This is a genomic window from Neomicrococcus lactis, assembly GCF_014200305.1.
Lineage (GTDB): Bacteria > Actinomycetota > Actinomycetes > Actinomycetales > Micrococcaceae > Neomicrococcus > Neomicrococcus lactis.
Genome location: NZ_JACHBL010000001.1, coordinates 1535793 through 1559350 on the forward strand (window position 1 = coordinate 1535793; position 23558 = coordinate 1559350).

The window sequence follows — 23558 nt, forward strand, 5'->3', positions numbered from 1 at the left end:
CCATCATGTGGACACGCGATGAAATGGCGGCCATAGCCGCAAGCGAACTCGAGGACGGTCAGTACGTCAACCTCGGGATCGGCATCCCCACCTTGGTGGCGAACAACCTTCCCGAAGGCGTCAAGGTCACCCTGCAGTCTGAGAATGGCTTGTTGGGCATGGGACCGTTCCCGTACGAAGGCGAAGAGGACGCTGACCTCATCAACGCTGGAAAGCAGACCGTCACGGTCTTGCCCGGTGGCAGCTTCTTTGACTCCGCCACCTCCTTTGGCATGATCCGTGGCGGCCACGTGGCCACGGCAATCCTTGGCGCCTTGCAGGTTGCAGCTAACGGCGACCTCGCCAACTGGACCATCCCCGGAAAGCTCGTCAAGGGCATGGGCGGCGCGATGGACTTGGTCGCTGGCACCCCGCGCGTCATCGTCATCACTGAGCACGTTGCTAAGGATGGCTCGCCTAAGATCGTCGAGAAGTGCAACCTCCCGTTGACCGGTGTGGGCGTGGTGGATCGCATCATCACGGACCGTGCCGTCTTCGACGTCGTAAATTCCGCCCTCGTATTGCGCGCCATGGCACCCGGCGAAACCGTCGAGTCCCTCACCGAGGTCACTGGCGCCCCGTTCACCGTTGAACTTCAGGAAGAAGTAGCAAAATGACCACCCTTATCGCAGGCTACGCCCGCACCCCGTTCGCCCGCTTCAACGGCGTCTTCGCTGACGTCAAGGGAACAGAACTCGGCGCTCACGCCGCCAAGGCAGCACTCGAGCGCGCAGGCGTCCCAGCTGAAGAAGTCCAGCGCGTCTTCGCCGGCCAGGTGCTCCAGGGCGGCGCCGGCCAGAACCCGGCACGCCAGTCCTCGGTGGGCGCAGGCATCAGCTTTAACGTCCCAGCCATGACGCTCAACGCTGTGTGCCTCTCCGGCACCGAGGCCGTGGTGGCAGGCGCCCGCATGATCGACGCTGGCGAGGTAGACGTCGTCGTGGCGATCGGCCAGGAATCCATGTCCCTCGCGCCTCACGTACAGCGCGCCCGCGCTGGCACCAAGTACGGCGCCATCGAAATGCTGGATACCCTCGAATACGACGGCCTCACGGACGCCTTCGAGTCCCGCTCCATGGGTTCCTCCACCGAGGACGGCAACTCGGATCTGGGCATCGAACGAGCTGCCCAGGACGAATTCTCCGCACGCTCACACCAGCTGGCCGCCGCGTCCAAGGATTTCCACGCGGGCGAGATCGCGCCGTTCACCATTAGCTCCCGTCGCGGGGACACTGTGATTTCTGAGGACGACGGCGTCCGCGCGGACACCACCGTCGAGACCTTGGCCAAGTTGCGCCCGGCTTTCGCGAAAGACGGAACCATCACTGCAGGCAACGCTTCCCAGATCACTGACGGAGCAGCCGCCCTGGTCTTGGTAAGCCCGCAGGCCGCTGAACGCTTGGGCCTCACGCCAATCGCCGAGATCGTTTCCCACGCTCTCGTGGCCGGTCCGGACGTTCGCCTGCATGATCAGCCAGCCAACGCCATCCTTGCCGCGTTGGAAGGAACGGGGCTGACGCCAGCAGACCTGAAGGTTGTGGAGATCAACGAAGCCTTCGCTGCCGTGGGCCTGCGTTCCACGGAAAAGCTTGGCATCGACGGAAACATCGTGAACCCTAAGGGCGGCGCCATCGCCCTGGGCCACCCGATCGGCGCATCCGGCGCCCGCATCATCGGAACGCTGGCTCGCCAGCTCGCCGAACAGGGCGCAGGCTCTGTTGGCGCCACCGGCATTTGCGGTGGCGGCGGTCAGGGCAGCTCCGTCATTCTGCGAGCGCTCTAACGAAACACCGCACTGGATTAGCGGGGTTGGCCCACCATTTTTCCTCGGGCCAGCCCCCCTTCCATGCGTCTATGCGCCTCTTGGATGCCCGCAAAGTCATAGACGGAGTCCACGGGAACTTGAGCTTTGCCAGCGGCGACGTCGTCCAAGAAGCCTTGCAGTACGTCAGCGGGCAGATCGCTCGCTTCACCCGAATACGCGGTCAAGCGCACGCCGCGCGGCAAGTAATCAATCGGGTAGAAATCCTTCACCGTCCACTCGTTGGACAGCATCCCGGTAAAGCACGCCACCCCGTGCACTCGCACGGACTTCAAGGTGTCCTGCAACGTCGGCGTGCCCGCGAGCTCTAGCGCGCAATCCACCCCGCTGGGAAAGTGCTCGCGCACACGAGGCGCGACTTCGGCGTCGTCCTCAATCACAAAATCAACCCCAATGTCCCGCAGCGCGTCCGCCTCCGCGGGATTGCGCGTGGTGGACACGACCGTGAGGCCGTGGCGCTTGGCGAGGATCGAGGCGGCCATGCCCACGGAGGACGTGCCGCCGCGGATCAGGATCCACTGGCCCGGCTGCATATCTAGGCCCACTGTGAGGGAACCGTACGCCGTCTGAAGCATCTCAGGAACAGCACCAAGCGTGGCCCAGTTCAAACGTTCCGGATGGATCGAGGTCAACTACGCCCGTGGCCTCGATGCCGAGCACGCGCGGGAACGTGACGGCGTCGCCCGCGAATCCCAGCCGCGTATGCAGCTCGGACCGGTTCAGCCCGAAAGCCTTCACCTGGATACGGACCCAGCCCGGTTGCGGTTCGGGGAGGGGAATTTCTTGGAGTCGTAGATTCGTCACGGGGCCGGGCGTATCCAGTACGACGGCGCGCATCTTTTGATTCACGTTAGCCTCTTCGGTTATAGGATTTTCGAATCGGTGGAATGGGATTCGCCATGCTTCTGTTCAAGAAAGTAGTATCAGGAGGCATACAGCGTACCGGCCGGGCGATACCGTGGCCGAGGACGGGAGGAGTCCGCGAGTGATTCACTTCGAAGACGTGTCAAAGTCTTACCCTGGATCGGCTCCGGCCGTGCAAGGGTTCTCGCTCGAGGTTCCATCCCATCAGACGGTGGTGTTGGTAGGTTCTTCTGGCTCCGGCAAAACCACCCTGTTACGCATGGTGAACCGAATGGTGGATCCCACCGGCGGCCGCGTCCTCATTGATGATCAAGACGTCCGCGATGTTGATCCGGTGCTGCTGCGCCGTTCTATCGGCTACGTGCTGCAAAACGGCGGCTTGCTCCCCCACCGGACGGTCTTAGACAACATCGCCACCGTTCCCATGCTGAACGGCACGCCGCGCTCTCAGGCCCGGACTGATGCTCTCGGTTTGCTGGAACGTGTGGGCCTGTCTTCAACCCTTGCCAAGCGCTATCCCGCCGAGCTCTCCGGCGGTCAGCAACAGCGCGTTGGCGTTGCGCGTGCCCTGGCCGCGGACCCCAACATCTTGCTCATGGATGAGCCTTTTGGCGCCGTTGACCCGATTGTGCGCCGCGAACTCCAAGAGGAACTGCTGCGCTTGCAAGCGGACCTTGGCAAGACCATCCTTTTCGTTACTCACGACATTGACGAAGCCTTCCTCTTGGGCGATCAAGTGGTGGTCCTGCGTGAGCACGGCCGCATTGCCCAGCAAGGCACTCCTGAAGAGATTCTGGCTCAGCCTGCAGATGACTTCGTGAAGAACTTCATCGGCGCCAATCAAGCACAGCGCACTCTGAGCATCAAGCATGTGGCCGGTCAGGACATCGCGGTGGATGGCAACGGCAAGCCCGTGGGAGTTTTCCGCCCATGAACTGGCTGAGCCTGAACTGGGAGCAAGTGGTGGAGCTGTCTCGCGAACACCTCTTGCTCACGATTCCCGCCGTGCTCATTAGCGTTTTGGTGGCCGTCCCAATTGGCCGCTTGGCATACCGCCGGCCTCGGTTGGGCGGTCCGGTGCTGGTCGCCGCGAGCTTGCTCTATGCGATTCCGGCGCTGCCGTTGCTCATCATCATTCCCGCGCTGCTCGGCACTCCCCTGCGTTCCGCGGCCACCATGATCGTCGCGTTAAGTCTCTACGGCGTGGCTCTGTTGGTCCGCACGGTTGCGGATGCTTTCGCGGCTGTGGACCCGAGCGCCAAGGCCGCCGCGCTCGCGATCGGCTACTCGCCCCGCAGGGTCTTCTGGACCGTGGAACTGCCCCTGGCATTCCCCGTAATGCTGTCCGGCATTCGCGTGGTCACGGTGTCCACGATCGGCCTCGTGACCATCGGCGCGCTTATCGGCGTCCAGAGCCTCGGCACGCTGCTGACGGACGGTTTCCAGCGTGGCATCACTGCCGAGGTGGCGACAGGAGTTATTACGACGGCGTTGCTCGCCATACTGCTCGACGCCATCTTGCTAGTAGTTGGCCGGGCGTTCACGCCGTGGACCCGCTCCCGCAAGGCTGGCAAACAAACTGTAGCGGCGGCGTCGTCATGAATCTTTTAGCCGAAACCGTCACCTGGCTCAGCGACCCGGCCCACTGGACCGGATCCAGCGGTGTGCCCACGCGGCTGCTGCAGCATGTGCTGGTCACGTTTGTATCCGTGGCGATTGCCGCCCTCATTGCGTTGCCCGCCGGTGTTCTGATTGGGCACACGCGGCGCGGGGCCGGGTTCGTGGGTGCTCTCACAGGAGCTGCGCGCGCCATCCCGACGCTCGGTCTGCTCACGTTGTTTGGACTGGCTCTGGGCATTGGATTGCAGGCGCCCGTGCTCGCGCTGATCATCCTCGCGATCCCGTCGCTCTTGGCGGGCGCATACGCGGGTGTGCAATCTGTGGACGTCAACACGGTGGCCGCTGCTCGCGCTATTGGCATGAGCCCGGCTCAAGTAATTTTCAAAGTGGAGCTGCCGCTCGCCATGCCCGTCTTGATTGGAGGGCTACGCGCTGCGACGCTTCAAGTGGTGGCGACTGCGACTCTTGCCGCGTACACGTCAGATACCGGTCTGGGACGCTATTTGTTCGCGGGACTGAAGTCGCGCGATTATCCGCAGATGCTCGCCGGATCTGTGCTGGTAGTGGCGCTTGCGATTGTTCTTGAACTCATTCTTTCCGCCGTCCAACGCCGGGCAGCCGCTCACGCTGCCCCTCACCAACTTGCCGCATGAACTCGTCATTGAAAGGACTCATCATGTCTAACTCTATTTCTCGTAGAACGCTTACTGCTGGCCTGGGAGGCGTGGCTCTCGCGGGCATGTTTGGCCTCGCCGCATGCGGAAACTCTGACCCGCTTTCCAACGGTTCCAGCACGTCAGCTTCCGCTGCGAGTGGTAGCGCCGCAGCGGGCAAGAAGATTGTGGTGGGATCTCAGGACTACTACTCCAACGAGATCATTGCTGAGATCTACTCGCAGGCGCTCGAGACCGCGGGATACACCGTGGATCGTCAGCTGCGCATCGGTCAGCGCGAGGCGTACTTGCCGGAAATCGAAGCCGGCAAGATTGACCTGTTCCCCGAATACTCGGGACCGCTTTTGCAGTTCTGGCAGGCTGACACCAAGGCGCGCCTGAGCGAGGACGTCTACGCGGCGCTGTCCAAGGCTGTGCCGTCCGGATTGCGCGTACTCGATCAGTCCGAAGCAACCGATCAGGACTCCTACGTAGTCACCAAGGCGTTTGCAGACAAGTGGAAGATCTCCACCATCGAGGACCTCGCGAAGGTCACCACCAAGCTCACGCTGGGCGGCAACTCCGAAGGTGAAAGCCGTCCGAACGGCCCTAAGGGACTCAAGAGCACGTACGGCATTGACGTAGCATTCACGCCCATTGAAGACGGTGGCGGACCTTTGACGGTCAAGGCGCTCAAGGATGATGACATCCAGCTCGCCATCATCTACACCGCGGATCCATCCATCACGGAAAACGACCTCGTCTCCCTCACGGATACCAAGGGGCTTTTCTTGGCTTCGCATGTGGTGCCGCTGGCCAGCAAGAACGTGGACGAGGCAGCCGCCGCGGTCATCAACAAGATCAGCAAGGCCATGACGCCGGAGGACCTCATTGCTCTGAACACGCGCAGCGTGAAGGAAGAGTTGCCTGCGGCGACCATCGCCAAGGATTGGCTAGCTGAAAAGAAGATCTAGCGCTCTCACGTGCTCTCCCGTGTTCGCCGATGTGTTTCAGCGATATGCTTCAGCCACGTGTGAGAACACTTTGCTACAACTTTTACCGGAAACCTTGTAGCAAAGTGTTCTCACATAGGTGGACAAAGCGGTCAGATTAATCAGCTGGTGCCGAATGATGCTTGGCACTGTTTTTGGGCATAAAAAGTGCCCCCACTGGGACTCGAACCCAGACTGAATCGATTTTAAGTCGATTGCCTCTGCCATTGGGCTATGGGGGCGGTGCGCTGAGCTGAACATAAGTCGAGCGCGGTTACCAGCTTAAAGCACAAAGCGTGGTGTCCCGAATTCCAAGTCAGAATTCATGGACACCACCCTTTGCTCATCCGGTCACAGACTCAGGGTCTGTGCGCCAGATAATTACTTCTTTGGCGAAGCTGCTTCAACGAAAGCGGCACGTGGGTCTTCCATGTTCTCGAGCTGTGCGATGTCACGCTGCAAGAACAATGAACCCAACCAGCCGCCGGCCACGCGGAGCTTGCGCTCGACGGTTGGCATTGCCATACCGTGGTAGCCGCGGTGTGCCAACCATGCGAGGGGGCCCTTGAGTCCGATAGTGCCTACAACAGGGAGACCCTTGATGTTTGCAACACCCTTCCAAGAACCGAAGCCTGCAACAGCACCGAGGGACTCATGCTTGTAGTCCTCAACGGTGCCAACGCCGTAGCGGGTTGCGTAGAGGTTCTTGACGAGGCGTTTGGCCTGGCGAATAGCGTGCTGAGCGTTAGGAACGCACATGCCACCTACACCATTGCCGGTGAGGTCGGGAACAGCGGCGTTGTCGCCAGCGGCCCATGCGCCTTCGATTGGTCCTTCGTCACCCGTAATGCGCAAGTCAGCGCCGGCGCGGATACGGCCACGCTCTTCGATTGGGAAGTCGGAGTTGCGGACCATGGGGTTGGCCTGAACGCCAGCGGTCCACACGAGGGTGTCCGTCTCAAATTCGTCCGCTGGAGTCTTATCCGGCATGTTGATGAGCTTGAGCTTGCCGTCCGTTGCGTCCGCGAGGGAGGTGTTCAAGAGCACCTCGATGCCGCGGGAACGCAAGTGCTCAACAACCCACTGGGCCTGCTCTTCGGTGACCTCAGGCATGATGCGTCCCATGGCTTCGACGAGCACAAAGCGGATCTCGCTCTGCTTGACGCGGGAATTCTGCTTGACGGCTTCGCGAACCATGTCTTCGAGCTCTGCGATGGCTTCGATGCCGGCAAAGCCGCCACCAACAACCACGAAGGTCAAAGCGCGAGCGCGCGCTGCTGGGTCAGTCATGAGGGAGCCAGCTTCAACGCGGTCCAGAACGGAGTCGCGAATCGCCACAGCTTCTTCGATGGTCTTGAGGCCAATACCGGCTTCAGCAAGACCTGGAATTGGGAACGTGCGGGTTACAGCGCCAGCTGCCATCACAACGTCGCGGTAAGGAATCTCGAAAGATTCGCCCGACTCAGGCTGCACCGTAGCAACGCGGCGAGCGTGGTCAACATTAATGACCTTGCCGTTGATGAGTTCGGTGTCCTTGAGGTGACGACGGTGAGAAACCACCGCGTGGCGAGCCTCAATCTGGCCGCCTGCAACCTCAGGAAGGAATGGCTGGTAGGTCATGTAAGGGTTCGGGTCAACGAGGGTCACAATGCCGCCGTGAACCTTGACCTTCTTTTGGAGACCAAGGGCAACATACAGGCCGACGTAACCGCCGCCAACAACGAGAATACGAGGGCGCTCTGAAAGCTCAACAGAAGTAGGCATATTCCCATACTACCCACGAATGCAAACTTTGTGAAAACGTTCACGAAGTCTCAGTTCGGAGCGCTGCGGTTAGGAATTCTTGCGGCGTTGCACAAAAAGTACGACGGCGGCCGCCCCGGTCCCGAGGATGAGCAGTCCCGCTCCCATCACCAAGAGCGCAGGAAGGTTGGTTCCCGTGCTCGGGGCCACCGGTTTAGGTGCTGCGTGCGTCGAGGGGAGATCGGTTTCCGTGGCCGACGGCGCCGCTGCGCTCTGCGTAGGAGCAGCTGCCCGGCGGTGCACGCGAATCCACTCCGCGAGCGTGTCGGCCGGGTCGGGCTCCCAAGCCGGAAGATTCGCGGTGAGCGCCGCATTGGCATCTATGAGGCCGAAACCGTATTGGTTATCGAAGCCCTTGGGACCCAAGTCTTTTGCCGTGGCTTCAATGCGGTGACGCACTTGAGCCGCAGAAAGTTCTGGATATTTGGCACGCACGAGCGCCGCGACACCCGCCACGATCGGTGCGGCACCTGACGTGCCGGACCACTCCGCATAACCACCGCCTGGAATGCCACCCACCAGATCAACCGCAGGAGCAGCAACACCAATGGAAATGCCTTGAGTTGAAGAGTCCCAACTGGCCTTGTTTTTGCGGTCTACACCGGCCACCACGAGCACGCCCGGAATGGTTGCTGGAGCGCCCACCTGGAGCATTCCACCAGAACGGTTACCGGCGGCAGCCACTACCAGCACATCTTTTTGTTCGGCATAAAGGAACGCCTCGTCCCAAGATTCCGGCCAGTCCTGTCGCGTGGAGCCCAAGGAAATGTTGATGACTTTCGCTCCGTGATCAACGCTCCACTTCACCGCGTCAGCGACTTGTGAGTCCACGTCCCGCATTCCAGCGGGCTCTTCGCCCATCATCAAGGACACCGAGAGCAACTTGGCTTCAGGAGCCACGCCAATCAGGCCAGCGTCTCCTGGACCTTCTTCAGGAAGCGGGACATCGGAGGCGTTGCCGTTGTTGTCCTGCTCGGCGCGGATCCTGCCGATTTCTTCGAGGTTATTGCCGCGTCCCGCCAACATGGTGGCCACGAGCGTCCCGTGCTCTGGCAAAGAGCCCAAGGGCTTGGAGCCGTCTTTAGCTCCCACGAGGGAAGAATCATGGCCGCCCACCACTGCGCCTTTGAGGTCCTGATGGGTGGTATCAACGCCGGAGTCAATGACGGCGACCGTCATTCCAGCTCCGCGCGTGACCTTCCACGCTTGCTCGATGCCATTTTCCTTGAGCCAGAATTCGCCCTCACGGATTTCGTCCGCGCTGGCCATTGGCGCAAATACCATGCCACCAACTATGGCGGTAGCCAACCCGGCACCCAGAAAAGCGGTCGCTCGGGAACGCAAGCTGCGTCGTCGTACTGGCGAATGTCCTGCTGAAGAAAAATTTAGAGTCATAAAGTCACACGGGCTGCAAGTGAAAGAGCGATTCCGTCGAGGATATCGTGTTCGCTTGCAGACGCCGTGTCGACGCGGCCGTTGGAGGCCTCGCGCACACGCATCAAAATTTCTTGCCAGATCAGCGCGCCAGCACCAATGACGTCCACACGGCCCGGATGCATAAAGCCCAGCTCAGCGCGGCGATCGCGGGTCATGGTGAGCAGCGACTGGGTAGCCGCGGCGTACTGATCCATGGTCAGCTCGGCGCCGTCGATGCGCGCGGATTCATAGGTCTCAAGGCCCAGACTGTGCGCCGTGATGGTGGTGACGGAGCCCGCCACACCAATGATCTTGGTGACTTCGTGGAACGGGATGACCTCTTCCACGGACTTCAAGATCGCGCGAATTTCGGCGCGAGCAGCGGTGATGTCAGCGACGCGTGGCGGATCCGTGCGCAAGTAGCGCTCGGTGAATCGCACGCAGCCCATGTTCACGGAAATGGCCTTGTCAACGCCGTTTCGCGAACCAATCACGAACTCAGTAGAGCCGCCGCCAAGGTCAATCACGAGCACCTTGTCATTCTCAGCAACGTCCACGGAGCTTAGCGCTCCCGCGAAGCTCAGCGCAGCCTCGTCTTCACCGGAAATGACCTCCGGCGGCACGCCCAAGCGCGAGTGAATTCCTGCGGTCAGCAGGTCCTTGTTGGAGGCATCGCGAGTAGCTGACGTGGCCACAAAGCGAATGCCTTCCGCGCCGTGGCGGCGAATAATGTCCGCGTACTCGTCCGCTGCTTCAAAGGTGCGGCGCAAAGCCTCTTGCGAGAACGCCTTGTTCTCATCCACACCTTCGCCCAAGCGGACAATGCGCATTTCGCGCACTACGTCATTCAAGTAAGTAGTGGATCCCAGCGGAGAGCCCATGGAAATGACATCGGCGATGAGAAGACGGATGGAGTTCGTGCCGCAATCGATTGCTGCAACGCGCATTACTGCTCTCCCCCGTTGCTCTCCTCGGTGCTTTCTTCGGATGCCGTGAGGGACTCTTCCGCCTTCAAACGGCGCAAGCGCTTCTTCTCTTCCGCGTCTGCGAGCTCTTGTGTCTTCACGTGGCGACTCAAATCCTTGTTCGGCAGAGGCGCCTCGTGATCCCACGCGCCTTCGCACGTGCAGACTTCGCGCGTCCACCACTCGGCGATGCCGTCGATGGCTTCGTCACCCAAAGGGTTCACGCCAGGACCGGCGGACAGCGAGTGACCCACCAAAACGTGCAAGCACTTCACACGCTCAGGCATGCCGCCCGCGCTGATCCCGTTGATTTCGGGAACTTCGCCAACGCCGCTGAGTTCACCGATGCGGTTGCGTTCAGCTAGGTAGTGCTCGTGAGCGGCACGGTATTGCTGCGCCAGCTCGGCGTCTGCAGTGAGGCGCTCGTTCATCTCGTTCATGAGGCCACCGGCTTCTAGGCGCGAGACAGCGCTCGTGAGCGTGGGGTGTGTCAGGTAGAACGTGGTGGGGAATGGAATACCGGAGGACAACCGCGGGGCCGTCGTGGCCACCAGCGGGTTGCCGCACACGCAGCGTGCGCCCACCTCCACAATGTCTCGAGCAGGGCGGCCTAATTGGCGCGCAATCGTGTCAAGATCTTGTTGGCTAGGCGTCTTTGAGACGTTGGATTCCGTAACCACGCAACTCCTTCAATACAGGCAAGCGAACACGCTTGCTGGCTTTGCCTGGCGAAGGAATCAGTCAATACGCCGTGAGCGAGGCTGACTACTTAGTCTGTAGCGGCACGCTTAACGGTGTCCCACAAGGCGTCAGCCCACGGCAAATCTGTGCGAACTTCATTGGGTGATTGGTTTTCCGGGACGTTAGCGTCTTCCCCCGTTGCCCCAATGACCATGTACTTCCGTTCGCCGGGCATTACCAAGTTTATCCGGTCTCGCGCTTGTTGCTTGATGTATTCCGGATCACTCCAGCGCGCGACCTCTTGCTTGAGTTGCTCTTGTTCAACAGTTTTTTCAGCAATGGACTCGCGCAACGCCTGAATTTCGGCACGTTGTTTGATGAAGGTGCCAACGGTCGGGAACAAGAATGCAAGCAGCGCTAGACCCACCACGGCCCACACAATGAGCTTGCCGGAAAACGTTCTCGCCGGTACCGGGTGGCCCGAGACTTCCTGCTTCTTGGCGGCCTTTACATCCCGGATTTCCTTGGAATGATCGGAAATTTTGGGGGCCTTCAGCGCGCCAGAAAGCTGAGCACGCGTGTGCGCCCGGCGGTGTTCTTTCGAGACCGGCTTCTTTGCCACATTGGTTTTGCGCTGAGCGCTTGCGGGCCCCTTGGCTTCAGTTTTCTTAGAGGACGACGACGACGCCGCACCTCCCACAGTCCGCGAAGCGTTGCCTGTGTGCTGATTTCCTGCAACGCGAGGAATCTCACTTGTTTCGGCGTCACTTTCTGGAACAGAGCGAGACTTATTCGGTTTGGAAGGAGGTGTTTTCGTTGCTTTAGCCGAAACAACGGGGATCGCGTCTGTGGTCAGCTCAGGCTCTGCGCCGCTTGGGCGCGTGGCCTGATGTTCTTGCTGCCCGGCGTGAGTGGAGCCCAAATGGGTACGCGGCTTATTGGGCTTGCGGCTGGCCATAAAGACTCCTTCCGAGCGAGTGCGGGACTGGGTGTTGGCGGATCATCCGTGGATCACCAAAAGTTGAGGGGAACCACCCGTAGGTAGCTCCCCTCAGAGGTTACTAGCGAAAGGCTATAAACCTAGCCTTTGAAACGCGGGAAAACGCTCTTTCCAGCGTATACAGCGGCGTCTCCCAGCTCTTCTTCAATACGAAGGAGCTGGTTGTACTTAGCCACGCGCTCCGAGCGAGCAGGTGCACCCGTCTTGATCTGGCCGGCGTTGGTAGCCACGCAGATGTCGGCGATGGTGGTGTCCTCGGTTTCACCGGAACGGTGAGAGGTGATGGTGGTGTACATGCTGCGCTGAGCAAGCTGTACAGCATCCAGGGTCTCGGTGAGGGAACCGATCTGGTTGACCTTCACCAGCAAGGAGTTAGCGGTGCCCTTGTCGATGCCCTCCTGAAGACGCTCAGGGTTGGTCACGAAGAGGTCGTCGCCCACGAGCTGAACCTTATCGCCGATAGCGTCTGTAAGGACCTTCCAGCCGTCCCAGTCGTTCTCGTCGAGCGGATCCTCGATGGAGACGAGTGGGAAGTCAGCAACGAGCTGTGCGTAGTAGTCGCTCATGTCCTGAGCGGACTTCTGCTGGCCTTCGAACGTGTAGGAACCGTTCTCGAAGAACTCGGACGAAGCCACGTCAAGAGCCAAAGCAATCTGCTCGCCTGGCTTGTAGCCGGCCTTCTCGATGGCTTCTGTGATGAGCTCGAGAGCTGCACGGTTGCTTGGCAGGTTTGGAGCGAAGCCGCCCTCGTCGCCAAGACCGGTGGAGAGGCCCTTTTCCTTGAGCACTGACTTCAAGGAGTGGTAGACCTCAACGCCCCAGCGCAACGCCTCGGAGAACGTTGCAGCACCCACAGGAGCGATCATGAACTCCTGGATGTCAACGTCAGAGTCAGCGTGGGAGCCACCGTTGAGGATGTTCATGAGTGGCACTGGAAGCAAGTAAGCGTTTGGTCCGCCCAAGTACTTGTAGAGCGGGAGTCCTGCGGACTCAGCAGCTGCGTTAGCAACGGCGAGGGAAACGCCCAAGATGGCGTTGGCGCCGAGCTTTGACTTGTTGGCGGTGCCGTCCAGGTCGATCATGATCTGGTCTATGAGGCGCTGCTCGGTGGCGTCGACGCCTTCGAGTGCTGGGCCGATTTCGTCGATGACAGCGTCAACAGCCTGCTGAACGCCCTTGCCCAAATAGCGGGCGGCGTCGCCGTCGCGCTTTTCTACAGCTTCAAATTCGCCGGTGGATGCGCCGGAAGGAACCGCAGCGCGACCCATGGAGCCGTCAGAGAGGAGAACCTCAACTTCAACGGTGGGGTTTCCGCGGGAATCAAGAATTTCACGAGCATGGATGGCGTCGATGTAAGCCATGAATTAACTCCTTTGTAGCGGCAATCAGGCCAGCGGCCAGTGATGCCTGTTGAGTGCCGTTTATCAGACTAGCGCGGCGAAACTTCCAGCGATAAACCAAGAGACTCTATTTCAGTAATTTTCCTGTCACCTAACTTTCGTCTGGACTTGCCAGAGCAGCGCTAAATACTGTTTTTCCAGTTTTTCACTGCGCGGCGCAGTGCTCGCTCTGAATCGATTCCGGCCTCATGGGCCTTACGGACCAGAGTCAACATGTGTGCGCCGAAAGATTCTTCTGTCCACTCGACGGCTGACTCACGTGGAGACCTTTCAACGGAGGGAGCAGGGAAAGGTACTTTCTCGCCAGTGCCCGCCTCCCAGCGGGCAGCCCGGTCAATCGCCTTTTCGGCATACATGAGGGCTGGTAGAGACTCCGGCAAACCTGCGAAGGGGTGTTTGCGCTCCGGCATTTCAGCGCGTTTGGCGGCGTCCCACTTCTCAATGACTTCTTCGTCGGTCTTCGGGAAGGAATCTTGGAGGGTGCCGTCTGGCCGGTAAATATGAACGTTCCGGCGGATCATTTTGTCCGCGAGGGCGCCGGCAACATCGTCAAACGTGAAAGATCCACGTTCTGCAGCGATGGCCGAATGCAACACGATCTGCCACAGCAAATCTCCGAGTTCGCCCTTCAGCTCGGTGTCGCCTTGTTCTTCCTCAATGGTCTCTACAAGTTCGTAGGACTCTTCAATGAGGTACTCGACGAGTTGCGCGTGCGTGAGGGCTTTCGTCCACACGCAGTGCTCGCGCAACTCGCCGATAATCGTCAGAAGACGATCCACCTTATGACTCAATGACTACTTAGATTCCTTGTCATCTTCGTCGTCGTCTTCGTCATCGAAGTCGTCGTCGAAGTCGTCATCTTCGTCTTCGTCGTCATCCCAGTCTTCATCTTCTTCGTCATCTTCGTCCCATTCCTCGTCATCCTCGAGCTCTTCGTAAGCTTCGTTGATGTACTCGACGAGCGCTTCGCGCTCTTCAAGTGGTAGGAACGCAGCTTCAGCGGCGTTGAGGGTGAGTTCAAGGAGATCGTCGAGGTCGTAGTCGAATGCCTCCACCAAGAGCTCGAACTCGTCAGAGATCGTAGTGCCGCTCATCAGACGGTTGTCCGGGGAGATCGTCACGTTGAAGCCCGTTTGGTACAAGAGATCAATCGGATGCGTCTCGATACCGTCACCGAACTGGGCTACAGCACCAGTCTGAAGGTTGGAGGAAGGGCAGATTTCCAGGGCAATGCCGCGATCGCGGACCCACTCGGAAAGCGTTCCCAGAGTCACCAGGCCGGTGTTCTCGTCAGCCACTTCGCCGTCGTCGTCCGTGCCGCCGAACTCCACCGTGATGTCCTCAGCGATGCGCACGCCGTGGCCCAAGCGCAAAGCGCGGCCCACGAGGAGAGCTTCCTTGATGGATTCCAGTCCTGCAGCCTCACCGGCGTGAACCGTGGTGGGGAAGAAGTTCTCGGCCAACAGGTCAAAAGCTTCTTTGTGACGGGATGGCAAGAAGCCATCTTCGGCGCCAGCAATGTCGAAGCCGCAAACGCCGGCATCGCGGTACTGAAGAGCCAACTTGGCAACCTCAACACCGTTGTCAGCGTGACGCATAGCGGTGATGATCTGACCCACCTGAATACGTGCGCCGGCGTCGAGAACGGAATCTACGCCTTCGTCGATACCCTGCTGAACAGCCTCGATAGCGTCTGCCATCGTCAAGCCGTTCTTGGTGTGCTGCTCTGGAGCCCAACGCACTTCGCCGTAGATCACACCATCTTCAGCGAGGTCTTCAACGAATTCGCGAGCAACGCGGACTAGTCCTTCTTTGGTCTGCATGACAGCAATGGTGTGGTCAAAAGTTTCTAGGTAGCGCTCAAGCGAACCGGAATCTGCAGACTCCAGGAACCACTCTTCGAGTTCTTCTGCAGTGTTTGCCGGGAGCTCGTGTCCAATTTCCTTCGCCAGATCAATGATGGTCTGCGGGCGCAGTCCACCATCCAAGTGATCGTGGAGGGAAACTTTGGGGAGGTCGCGGAAGTCGAAATCGGGGGAATAGGCCGTGAGAATCGTTTCATCAGTCACGGTTTCAGCCTAGTGCGTTCTCGGCCGACTTGATACCAACCAGCGAAGAAGTGTCAGCGTTTTCTGACTACGTTTCCAGCCGAGGTCGAGGACCGGAGGTTCCGTCCCCATCAGCTTCCGCAGGTTTTTCATGCCGGAGCACCTCGACGCCGGACACATCCTTCTCAATATTCCGGCCCAAACGGGTCAAAATGAAGTTCATCACCCGGTCCAGAAGATAGCCCAAAATGATGGCCACCAAGATGGAAATGACGATCCCTAGCAACTTGTTCTGGTGCATCCAATGACCGGCAACTGCCCCCACGGCACTCGAATATGTAGCCCAGGTCAGGCATCCAAAAGCGTCCAAGAGGGAAAAACGCTTCAGCGGAAAGTGCGTTGCTCCCGCCGTAAAGTTCACCGCTACGCGGCCCACCGGAATATAGCGCGCGGTGAAGAGCAATAGCGCCCCACGACGCATGAGCTCATGGTGTGCGAAGTGAAACGCTTTTTGGGCGCGAGGAGTGCGCATCCACTTCCAGCGTTCGGTACCCACCGCGCGGCCCATGCGGTACGCCACTTGGTCGCCGCAAAAAGCTCCGGCAGCTCCCACGAGCACCAACACCACAATGTTCGGCGTTCCCGACGTCACGGCCACCGAGGCCAACGCAACGATCAGGGATTCGCTGGGTACAACGGGAAAGAAGCCGTCAATGAAGCAAAACACAAAAAGTGCAGGCAACACCCACCAAACGGATGATGCCATGATGATGGCTTCATTGACGGCTTCCATAAGCCCCTACAATCCTGAGATGAGCTAGCTCGAAACTAGCGAGAAATTCTGTCCAAGATTAGTGCGGTTGGCTGATAATTTCCTGATGCCTCGATCGCGAAGCTGCCCTCCAGCGCTTCCTGCGCGCGAGCAAACTTCTCTGGGGTGTCCGTCAGCAAGGTGTAGATCGGCTCGCCCTTCTTGACCGTGTCGCCTGGCTTGGCGTGCATGCGAACACCAGCACCGGCCTGAACAATGTCTTCCTTCCGTGCACGACCAGCGCCCAGGCGCCACGCGGCTACACCAACGCTCATGGCGTCCATCTTCGTCACGACGCCATCCTGCTGCGCCACGATCACTTCGGACTCCTTGGCCACTGGCAGCACTGCGCGTGGGTCGCCACCCTGAGCCTCGATCATGCGGTTCCAGACATCCATTGCCCGGCCGTCCTTGAGTGCTGCGGCAGGATTAGCGTCCGTGACACCAGCTGCTGCAAGCATTTCTTCGGCAAGCTTGACCGTCAGCTCAACGACGTCGGCTGGACCGCCACCGGCAAGAACCTCAACGGATTCTTCAACCTCAATGGCGTTGCCTGCCGTGAGACCAAGCGGGGTGTCCATGTCCGTGACAAGGGCGACTGTGTTGACGCCAGCGTCCGTGCCGAGGTCCACCATGGTGCGGGCGAGCTCGCGAGCGTCCTCGAGATTCTTCATGAACGCTCCGGAGCCCACCTTGACGTCGAGCACCAGCGCGCCCGTGCCTTCGGCAATCTTCTTGCTCATGATGGAAGACGCGATGAGCGGGATAGCTTCTACTGTCCCCGTGACGTCGCGCAACGCGTAGAGCTTTTTGTCGGCAGGAGCCAAGCCGGTTCCTGCAGCGCAGACGACCGCTCCCACCTCCTGAAGCTGAGCCAGCATTTCCTCATTGGACAGCGCTGCACGCCATCCCGGGATGGACTCGAGCTTGTCCAGGGTGCCGCCAGTGTGGCCAAGACCGCGACCGGAAAGCTGAGGAACAGCCACGCCGAAGACGGCGACGAGTGGAGCCAACGGAAGCGTGATCTTATCCCCCACGCCGCCGGTGGAGTGCTTGTCTGCGGTCGCCTTCACGCCACCTGCAGGCGTGCGCAGCGACGAGAAGTCCATGCGCTCACCCGAAGCAATCATCGCGGCGGTCCAGCGGCTGATCTCTTCGCGGTTCATGCCATTAAGCAAGATCGCCATATTCAGCGCAGACATCTGCTCGTCGGCAATGATGCCACGCGTGTACGCGTCGATGGTCCAGTCGATCTGCTCGGGAGACAAGATCCCTTTGTCTCGCTTGACGCGAATGATGTCTACGGCGTCAAAGTTTTCAGCGGTGCTCACAAGGTCTCCTCAAAAATTGGGGCCGCAACATCTAGTGCTAGTGCCCCTGCACAAGTCTTCATGCTCAAATTGTTTACTTGCCGAGGTTGCGCGGACCAAAAGCGTCCGGCAACAAGTAATCCATGTCCCGCACTCCATGCGGGGTCATGATTTCAAAGTCGTCTGCAGAGTGCTCAAACAGCAGCTGGCGGCAGCGGCCACACGGCATGATGATGTCCTCGTCGCCATTGACGCAATAGAAAGCGCGAAGCTTTCCACCGCCGCCCATGTGCAACTCCCCCACCATGGTGCATTCAGCACACAACACCACGCCGTACGCGGCGTTCTCGATGTTGCAGCCAGACACCACACGACCATCGCTTGTCAGCGCCGCAGCGCCCACGGAATACCCCGAGTACGGGGCATAAGCTTGGGTCATTGCGGCACTAGCCGCCTCTTTAAGGCGCTGCCAATCAGCGTCCGCAAGCTGCGTCGTCGTCATCAAAAAATCCCTAGCCCTTCACGTAGGCGATACCGGCGGCCGCTGGGCCGCGCGACTTCCCCACGAGACCCGCAACGGCCACGATGGTGACCACGTACGGGAGCATGATGAGGAACTGGCTTGGTACCGGCGTGCCCAGGATGGAGAGCACAAACTGAAGGTTGGTAGCGAAGCCGAACAAGAGGGCAGCGAAGAACGCGCCGATAGGGTTCCAACGGCCGAAGATGAGAGCCGCAAGAGCGATGAAGCCCTGGCCAGCGGTCATTTCCTTCGAGAAGGAACCGGAAGATACAAGCGTGAAGAACGCGCCACCAAGACCGGCAACAGCACCACCGTAGAGGGTGTTGAGGTAGCGGGTGCGGTTCACGTTGATACCCACGGTGTCAGCGGCGGTTGGGTGCTCGCCAACGGCGCGGACGCGAAGGCCCCACTTGGTCTTGAAGAGTGCATACCAGATGCCGATCACGGCGAGGTACATCAAGTAGCCAACGATGGTCTGGTTGAACAGGATAGGTCCGAAGATCGGGATATCAGCCAAGACCGGGATGCGGATGGTCTCGAAGTGCACCGGGCTATTGAGCGTCTCAGCGTTGTCAGCGAGGACCTGCGAGAACAAGAAGCTCGTCAAGCCGGTGACCAGCACGTTGAGCACCACGCCCACGATGATCTGGTTCACCACGTACTTGATCGAGAACACGGCCAAGACCAAACCAACCAAAGTACCGGCGGCCATGGCGCAGATGAGGCCCACCCATGGGCTCTGCGTGAGGGTGGCGCCCACCGCTGCGGCAAAAGCGCCCGCGAGAAGCTGACCCTCGATGGCGATGTTGACGATGCCCGCACGCTCGCAGAGCACGCCGGAGAGGCTACCGAAGATGAGCGGCGTCGCGAGGGTGAACGAACCAGCGATGAGGCCGGACAAGAACACGTTCGGGGTGTTAGCGGATCCGATGACCCAGACGAGGAACGCGGCCACAAAGATCGCAGCGAAGGCCCAGCCCACCCACGAGTAGATGATGCCCTTCTTCGCCGTGGTGTAGAGGGCGTAGGCGGCGAGAGCTACCAGGAGGATCGAGAAGATCCACCCCCACAGAGCAGTGTTGGCCGAGATCGCTGGGATCTGAATGGAATCGCCCGCATTGGAGATACCGAACTGCGCGGTAGTTCCTGGGTTGCGAAGGGCGAAGACCACCAGGCCGATGAGCGCCAAGATCGCCATAGCAATGGGGCCACCCCAGTTGCGAATAACAGTTTTATTGGTGGACACAGGGGGTTCAAGAGTTACTGCGCTCATGCTGCACCTCCGGCGGCTGCTTGAGCGGCCCGCTTCTTCGCGCGCTTGGCACCTGCATTGAGGCCAAACATTGCGCGAACCAGTGGAGGTGCCGCGATGAAGAGAACAATGAAGGACTGGACTACCAGCACGATGTCGATAGGAACACCGGTTTCAGTCTGCATGCCAACGCCACCAGCGCGGAGAGCGCCGAAGAGCAGACCTGCGAACAAGGTGCCGAGCGGCTTGGAGCGGCCCAAGAGGGCCACCGTGATGGCGTCGAAACCAAAGGTTGCGGCGATGCCGACCGTCAGTGCGTGCTCAGTTCCGGAGATCTGCGCGACACCTGCGAGGCCCGCGAGAGCACCGGCGACCACCATAGCCACGATGTAGCCCTTGGAAACATTCATGCCCGACGTGCGTGCGGCGGCTGGGTTTGCGCCTACAGCTCGCATTTCAAAGCCAACCGTGGAGCGGTTGAGCAGCCACCAGCAGAAGACGACGGCGGCCAGAGCGATGATAAAGCCAAGGTGCAAGCGGAAGTTATCACCCAAAATGAGCGGCAACTGCGCGGATTCCGGAACGATCGGCGAAATGGGGTTGTTCGAGCCCGGACGAAGCCAAGACGGCAGGGTTAAGAAGTAGGCAACCAAGTTCAACGCGATGTAGTTGAGCATGATGGTCACGATCACTTCGTGGGCACCCGTGCGAGCCTTGAGGAAACCGGCGATGCCAGCCCACAAACCGCCGCCGAGGATACCGGCCAGGATCACCACCACGAGGTGAAGACCTACAGGAAGGTTCCACGAGAAGCCCACGTATGCGGCTAGCGCGGCACCAATGACGATTTGGCCCTGCGCACCGATGTTGAACATGCCGGCACGGAACGCCATCATCACGCCGAGCCCGGCGAGTATGAGCGGCGTGGCCACCGTCAAGGTTTCCGTGAGCGGGTAGATCATGTCCCCGAAATTGCGGCCCTTGGAGTTGAAGATGGACGACTCAAAGAGCGCTCCGTAGGCACTCGAAACGGCCTTCCACGCTGCGGTGAGAGTGTCCCCCGGTTGCGCAAAGAAGTACGACGACGCTGCTGCCACATCGGGGTCGGTCAAAATGATGAGAATCGCACCGAAAATGAGGGACGCGACAATCGCCAGTACGGAGACCAGACCGCCACCGTTCACGATGCGGGAGAAAACCGACTTGTGAGGTGTCTCTGGGTCAGCGTTTGGATTCGTCGCTGCTGCGGCAGCGGCAATCTGCTCCCCGGCAGCTGGTGCTGGTTGTGCGTTGTCTGGGCCAGTTGCTGGCGCCGGAAGCGGGGTCTCGCTCATCGCGTTTCTCCTGCAGTTGGGGTGTCTTCGTCAGACGTTAAAGTGTTTTGTGTATCAGCTCGAGTGGCGTCAGCGTCTTCCGCGGACATGCCGGCCATCATGAGGCCCAGCGTGTCACGATCGGTATCGCCAGCGACGATACCCATGAGCTTGCCCTTGTAGAGCACCGCGATGCGGTCTGCGAGCTCAATGACTTCGTCGAGTTCGGTGGACACGATGATGACCGGAGTACCGGCGTCGCGCGCCTTGACGATGCGTGAGTGCAAGAACTCGATCGATCCAACGTCCACGCCGCGCGTGGGCTGGGAAGCAATAAACAGCTCGAGCGGACGGGAAAGCTCGCGAGCCATGGCAACCTTCTGCTGGTTACCGCCCGAGAGCGTTCCCACGGCGCTTTGTGGCGACTGCGTGCGCACGTCAAACTCTTGAACGAGCTTGAAAGCGTTTTTGTCCACAGCGCTCGGGCGCATGGCCAAGCCACGAGCGAATGGCTTGCGGTCGTATTGGTTCAACACGAGGTTCTCGGCCACCGTGAATTCACCGATGAGTCCATCCGTGCTGCGGTCTTCCGGAACAAAGCCAACGCCTTCGTTGATGATGTCCTTGACCTTTTGGCCCACGAGTTCGCGGCCGTTGAGCTGAATGGAACCGTGAACATGTGGAAGCAGTCCCATGATGGCTTCGGTCAGTTCTGTCTGACCGTTGCCTTGAACTCCAGCGACGGCCAGAATTTCGCCGTCGAAGACTGAGAAGGACACGTCATCCACCACACGGGTGCCGTTGTGGTCCAAGACCGTGAGGTTCTTGACGACAAAACTTTCTTCGCCGAGCTTCGGCGGATTCTTCTCTTGGTGCAGGTCAACGCTGCGACCCACCATGAGGGATGCAAGTTCCGTAGCCGGAGCGGATGGATCCGCAGTGCCAACGACCTTGCCGCGACGGATGATGGTGACCTTGTCCGAGATCGCCTTAACTTCACGCAGCTTGTGGGAAATGAAGACGATGGACTTACCGCTAGTTTTGAGCTGGTAGATGATCTCAAGTAGCTCGTCAGTTTCTTGAGGCGTGAGCACTGCAGTGGGCTCATCCAGGATCAAGACTTCAGCGTCACGAACCAACGCCTTGATGATTTCTACACGCTGCTGGACTCCCACGGGAAGTTCTTCCACGAGAGCGTCTGGGTCAACGTCAAAACCGTAACGGTCAGAGATCTCGCGGATCTTCGCGCGAGTCTTTTCGAGGTCAAGCTTTCCAGCAACTCCGGTGTATTCGGATCCAAGCGCCACATTCTCGGCCACAGTGAAGACCGGGATTAACATGAAGTGCTGGTGCACCATGCCAATGCCTGCAGCCATCGCTTCACGGGGTCCCGAAAAGTTGACCTTCTTGTCGTCGAGGAGCACTTCGCCGCTAGTGGCCTCATACAAGCCAAACAACACATTCATCAGTGTTGACTTGCCGGCACCGTTTTCACCCAACAGGGAATGTACTTGCCCAGCCTCCACCAAGAGATTGATGTTGTCATTAGCGGTGAAGTCACCAAATTTCTTGGTGATTCCCCTCAGTTCCAGCTTCATGCTTTGCCCTTGCTCTTCCCGTGCTAGGTAGCGAAAACGAACGGCGACACGAGTGCGCCGCCCGCCCTGACCAACGGGTCAAAACGGGCGGCGCACTGTGCAAACGATTAGCCTGTGCAGGCCGCTTTCAATTACTTGTTAGCGGAAGCAGACTCAACCTTGACCTTGCCGGAAATGATATCCGCCTTCAAGGTTTCAAGCTCAGTCTTGAGTTCCGCAGGAACCTTCGAGTCGAATTCGTGGAACGGAGCCAAGGACACGCCTTCGTTCTCCAAGTTTCCAACATAAGCTTCGCTCTTGAAGTTTCCTTCGACGTCAGCCTTGAGAACGTCTTCAACGGACTTGCCCATTTCCTTCACGACGGAAGAAAGGATGAATTCCTTGCCGGAAGACAGGGACTCGTAGCCATCGAGGTCAACCCAAATCACCGAGGTGTCCTTGCCGGACTTCTTCAGTTCCTTGACGGCGTCGATGGTGCCAGCGCCAACTGGGCCAGCAACTGGCATCACGATGTCAGCGCCTTCGTTGACGAAGTTGATGGTGTTGGTCTTGCCCTTTTCCTTGTTGGAGAAGTCGCCGGTGAAGGTACCGGTCTTCTTCGCCTTGTCCCAGCCAAGAGCCTTGACAGACTTGCCCTTTTGCTCGTTGTAGTAAGCAACGCCGTCAACGAAACCGTCCATGAAGATGGTGACGGTTGGGATCTGCATGCCGCCGTAGGTGGCAACCTTGCCGGTCTTCGTCATGCCAGCAGCCAAGTAGCCAGCCAAGAAAGCAGCTTCGTGGGTGTTGTAGACGATTGGCTTGACGTTGTCCGTGAACTCAGGATCGTTGTAGTCAACGATTGCAAAGTGAGCGTCAGGGTTTGCCTTAGCAGCAGCCTTGGTGGCGTCACCGAGGTTAAAGCCAACCGTGACAGTCAAGTTGCAGCCACCGCGAACCATGGAGTTGAGGTTCGGTCCGTAATCAGTTGCTGCCTTGGATTCGGCTTGCTTGGTCTCAATACCGAGATCAGCCTTTGCCTTCTGCAAACCGTCGTAAGACGCCTGGTTGAAGGACTCGTCATCGAAGCCGCCTTCGTCAGAAACGATGCAGCCGGTGAAGTCCTTTGCGTTTGCATTGGTGCTACCGGATGCGGACGCAGAGCTACTGTTCGAAGCAGTTGGTGCAGCTCCACAACCGGAAAGGGTCATTGCTGCAACGCTGAGTGCGGCAGCGGTGAGAGTGATCGAGCGCTTAAGGGGGCTCTTAACGGTCATCTAGATTCCTCCTGGAACCGGACAAGAATGGAGAGACAGGATGTTTCCTGAGAGCCCCATCCGAAACATGTCGCCAAGCTGGCAAGCAGCTGTTAACGGATCGAGCCTGTCAAACAATACCCAATGTCAGCGGTGGAGACTAGCCTCACAACCGGACTCTGAAGCAATTGAAGCAGAATTGTTACCTTACGG

Annotated in this window: 23 protein-coding genes and 1 tRNA gene; 6 read left to right on the plus strand and 18 right to left on the minus strand. The window is 59.3% G+C overall.

What is annotated here, in order from left to right:
* Positions 1 to 2 precede the first annotated feature (2 nt).
* Both BKA12_RS06965 and BKA12_RS06970 read left to right on the plus strand, forming a co-directional pair.
* Entirely contained in the window at positions 3 to 656 is a 654-nt protein-coding gene (locus tag BKA12_RS06965) for a CoA transferase subunit B (protein ID WP_338087531.1), read from the plus strand.
* Positions 653 to 1822 carry an acetyl-CoA C-acyltransferase gene (locus tag BKA12_RS06970; protein WP_183641813.1) on the plus strand — a complete coding sequence of 390 codons (1170 nt, stop codon included), beginning with the start codon at positions 653 to 655 and terminating at the stop codon, positions 1820 to 1822. Before BKA12_RS06965 ends, BKA12_RS06970 begins: the two co-directional genes overlap by 4 nt.
* A 17-nt stretch (positions 1823 to 1839) precedes the next feature.
* On the opposite strand, the gene BKA12_RS06975 is transcribed toward BKA12_RS06970, so the two are convergent.
* Both BKA12_RS06975 and BKA12_RS12405 read right to left on the minus strand, forming a co-directional pair.
* The gene (locus BKA12_RS06975) at positions 1840 to 2493 is read right to left on the minus strand and encodes a zinc-binding dehydrogenase (protein WP_246361618.1); all 654 of its coding nucleotides are present in this window, start codon (positions 2491 to 2493) and stop codon (positions 1840 to 1842) included.
* On the minus strand, positions 2438 to 2710 hold the full coding sequence (locus BKA12_RS12405; RefSeq protein WP_246361619.1) for an alcohol dehydrogenase catalytic domain-containing protein: 273 nt from the start codon (positions 2708 to 2710) through the stop codon (positions 2438 to 2440). The genes BKA12_RS06975 and BKA12_RS12405 overlap by 56 nt, the downstream gene beginning before the upstream one ends.
* 136 nt (positions 2711 to 2846) lie before the next feature.
* On the opposite strand from BKA12_RS12405, the gene BKA12_RS06980 reads away from it, so the two are divergent.
* Genes BKA12_RS06980 through BKA12_RS06995 form a run of 4 tightly spaced genes read left to right on the plus strand, consistent with a single transcriptional unit; the run spans position 2847 to position 5972 of the window.
* Positions 2847 to 3659 (plus strand): ATP-binding cassette domain-containing protein, encoded by an 813-nt coding sequence (locus tag BKA12_RS06980; RefSeq protein WP_183641816.1) that lies wholly within the window; start codon positions 2847 to 2849, stop codon positions 3657 to 3659.
* Positions 3656 to 4327 (plus strand): ABC transporter permease, encoded by a 672-nt coding sequence (locus BKA12_RS06985; RefSeq protein WP_183641819.1) that lies wholly within the window; start codon positions 3656 to 3658, stop codon positions 4325 to 4327. The genes BKA12_RS06980 and BKA12_RS06985 overlap by 4 nt, the downstream gene beginning before the upstream one ends.
* On the plus strand, positions 4324 to 4998 hold the full coding sequence (locus BKA12_RS06990) for an ABC transporter permease (protein WP_183641821.1): 675 nt from the start codon (positions 4324 to 4326) through the stop codon (positions 4996 to 4998). The genes BKA12_RS06985 and BKA12_RS06990 overlap by 4 nt, the downstream gene beginning before the upstream one ends.
* Before the next feature lie 23 nt (positions 4999 to 5021).
* Positions 5022 to 5972 (plus strand): ABC transporter substrate-binding protein, encoded by a 951-nt coding sequence (locus BKA12_RS06995; protein ID WP_221228063.1) that lies wholly within the window; start codon positions 5022 to 5024, stop codon positions 5970 to 5972.
* 187 nt (positions 5973 to 6159) lie between these two features.
* Here the strand turns inward: BKA12_RS06995 and BKA12_RS07000 are convergent.
* From BKA12_RS07000 to BKA12_RS07075, 16 genes are all read right to left on the minus strand, one after another.
* Positions 6160 to 6232 (minus strand) — tRNA-Leu (locus BKA12_RS07000).
* 139 nt (positions 6233 to 6371) lie between these two features.
* Entirely contained in the window at positions 6372 to 7754 is a 1383-nt protein-coding gene (locus BKA12_RS07005; RefSeq protein WP_183641824.1) for an NAD(P)/FAD-dependent oxidoreductase, read from the minus strand.
* A gap of 69 nt (positions 7755 to 7823) precedes the next feature.
* Complete coding sequence (locus BKA12_RS07010; RefSeq protein ID WP_183641827.1) at positions 7824 to 9077, minus strand: S8 family serine peptidase; 1254 nt, start codon at positions 9075 to 9077, stop codon at positions 7824 to 7826.
* Positions 9078 to 9184: 107 nt separating this feature from the next.
* Positions 9185 to 10156, minus strand: coding sequence for a Ppx/GppA phosphatase family protein (locus BKA12_RS07015; protein WP_183641830.1), 972 nt, complete (start codon positions 10154 to 10156; stop codon positions 9185 to 9187).
* On the minus strand, positions 10156 to 10854 hold the full coding sequence (locus BKA12_RS07020) for a DUF501 domain-containing protein (RefSeq protein ID WP_183641833.1): 699 nt from the start codon (positions 10852 to 10854) through the stop codon (positions 10156 to 10158). The genes BKA12_RS07015 and BKA12_RS07020 overlap by 1 nt, the downstream gene beginning before the upstream one ends.
* Positions 10855 to 10943: 89 nt before the next feature.
* On the minus strand, positions 10944 to 11813 hold the full coding sequence (locus tag BKA12_RS07025; RefSeq protein ID WP_183641836.1) for an FtsB family cell division protein: 870 nt from the start codon (positions 11811 to 11813) through the stop codon (positions 10944 to 10946).
* Positions 11814 to 11935: 122 nt separating this feature from the next.
* Positions 11936 to 13216 carry a phosphopyruvate hydratase gene (gene eno / locus BKA12_RS07030; protein WP_183641839.1) on the minus strand — a complete coding sequence of 427 codons (1281 nt, stop codon included), beginning with the start codon at positions 13214 to 13216 and terminating at the stop codon, positions 11936 to 11938.
* Positions 13217 to 13377: 161 nt separating this feature from the next.
* Complete coding sequence (locus BKA12_RS07035) at positions 13378 to 14034, minus strand: MazG nucleotide pyrophosphohydrolase domain-containing protein (RefSeq protein ID WP_338087460.1); 657 nt, start codon at positions 14032 to 14034, stop codon at positions 13378 to 13380.
* 15 nt (positions 14035 to 14049) lie between these two features.
* On the minus strand, positions 14050 to 15324 hold the full coding sequence (locus BKA12_RS07040) for an adenosine deaminase (RefSeq protein ID WP_183641844.1): 1275 nt from the start codon (positions 15322 to 15324) through the stop codon (positions 14050 to 14052).
* Between the two features lie 67 nt (positions 15325 to 15391).
* Complete coding sequence (locus tag BKA12_RS07045) at positions 15392 to 16096, minus strand: DedA family protein (RefSeq protein WP_183641847.1); 705 nt, start codon at positions 16094 to 16096, stop codon at positions 15392 to 15394.
* A gap of 35 nt (positions 16097 to 16131) precedes the next feature.
* A complete protein-coding gene (locus BKA12_RS07050; RefSeq protein ID WP_183641850.1) occupies positions 16132 to 17445 on the minus strand; it encodes a thymidine phosphorylase in 1314 nt (437 codons plus the stop codon).
* Between the two features lie 73 nt (positions 17446 to 17518).
* A complete protein-coding gene (locus BKA12_RS07055) occupies positions 17519 to 17926 on the minus strand; it encodes a cytidine deaminase (RefSeq protein ID WP_183641853.1) in 408 nt (135 codons plus the stop codon).
* Positions 17927 to 17936: 10 nt separating this feature from the next.
* The gene (locus tag BKA12_RS07060; protein WP_183641856.1) at positions 17937 to 19220 is read right to left on the minus strand and encodes an ABC transporter permease; all 1284 of its coding nucleotides are present in this window, start codon (positions 19218 to 19220) and stop codon (positions 17937 to 17939) included.
* Positions 19217 to 20533, minus strand: a complete 1317-nt coding sequence (locus tag BKA12_RS07065) for an ABC transporter permease (protein ID WP_183641859.1) — start codon at positions 20531 to 20533, stop codon at positions 19217 to 19219. Before BKA12_RS07065 ends, BKA12_RS07060 begins: the two co-directional genes overlap by 4 nt.
* Positions 20530 to 22110: an ABC transporter ATP-binding protein gene (locus BKA12_RS07070; protein ID WP_183641861.1), complete on the minus strand. Its 1581-nt coding sequence runs from the start codon at positions 22108 to 22110 to the stop codon at positions 20530 to 20532. The genes BKA12_RS07065 and BKA12_RS07070 overlap by 4 nt, the downstream gene beginning before the upstream one ends.
* Before the next feature lie 131 nt (positions 22111 to 22241).
* Positions 22242 to 23366, minus strand: coding sequence for a BMP family lipoprotein (locus tag BKA12_RS07075; RefSeq protein ID WP_183641864.1), 1125 nt, complete (start codon positions 23364 to 23366; stop codon positions 22242 to 22244).
* Positions 23367 to 23558 lie beyond the last annotated feature (192 nt).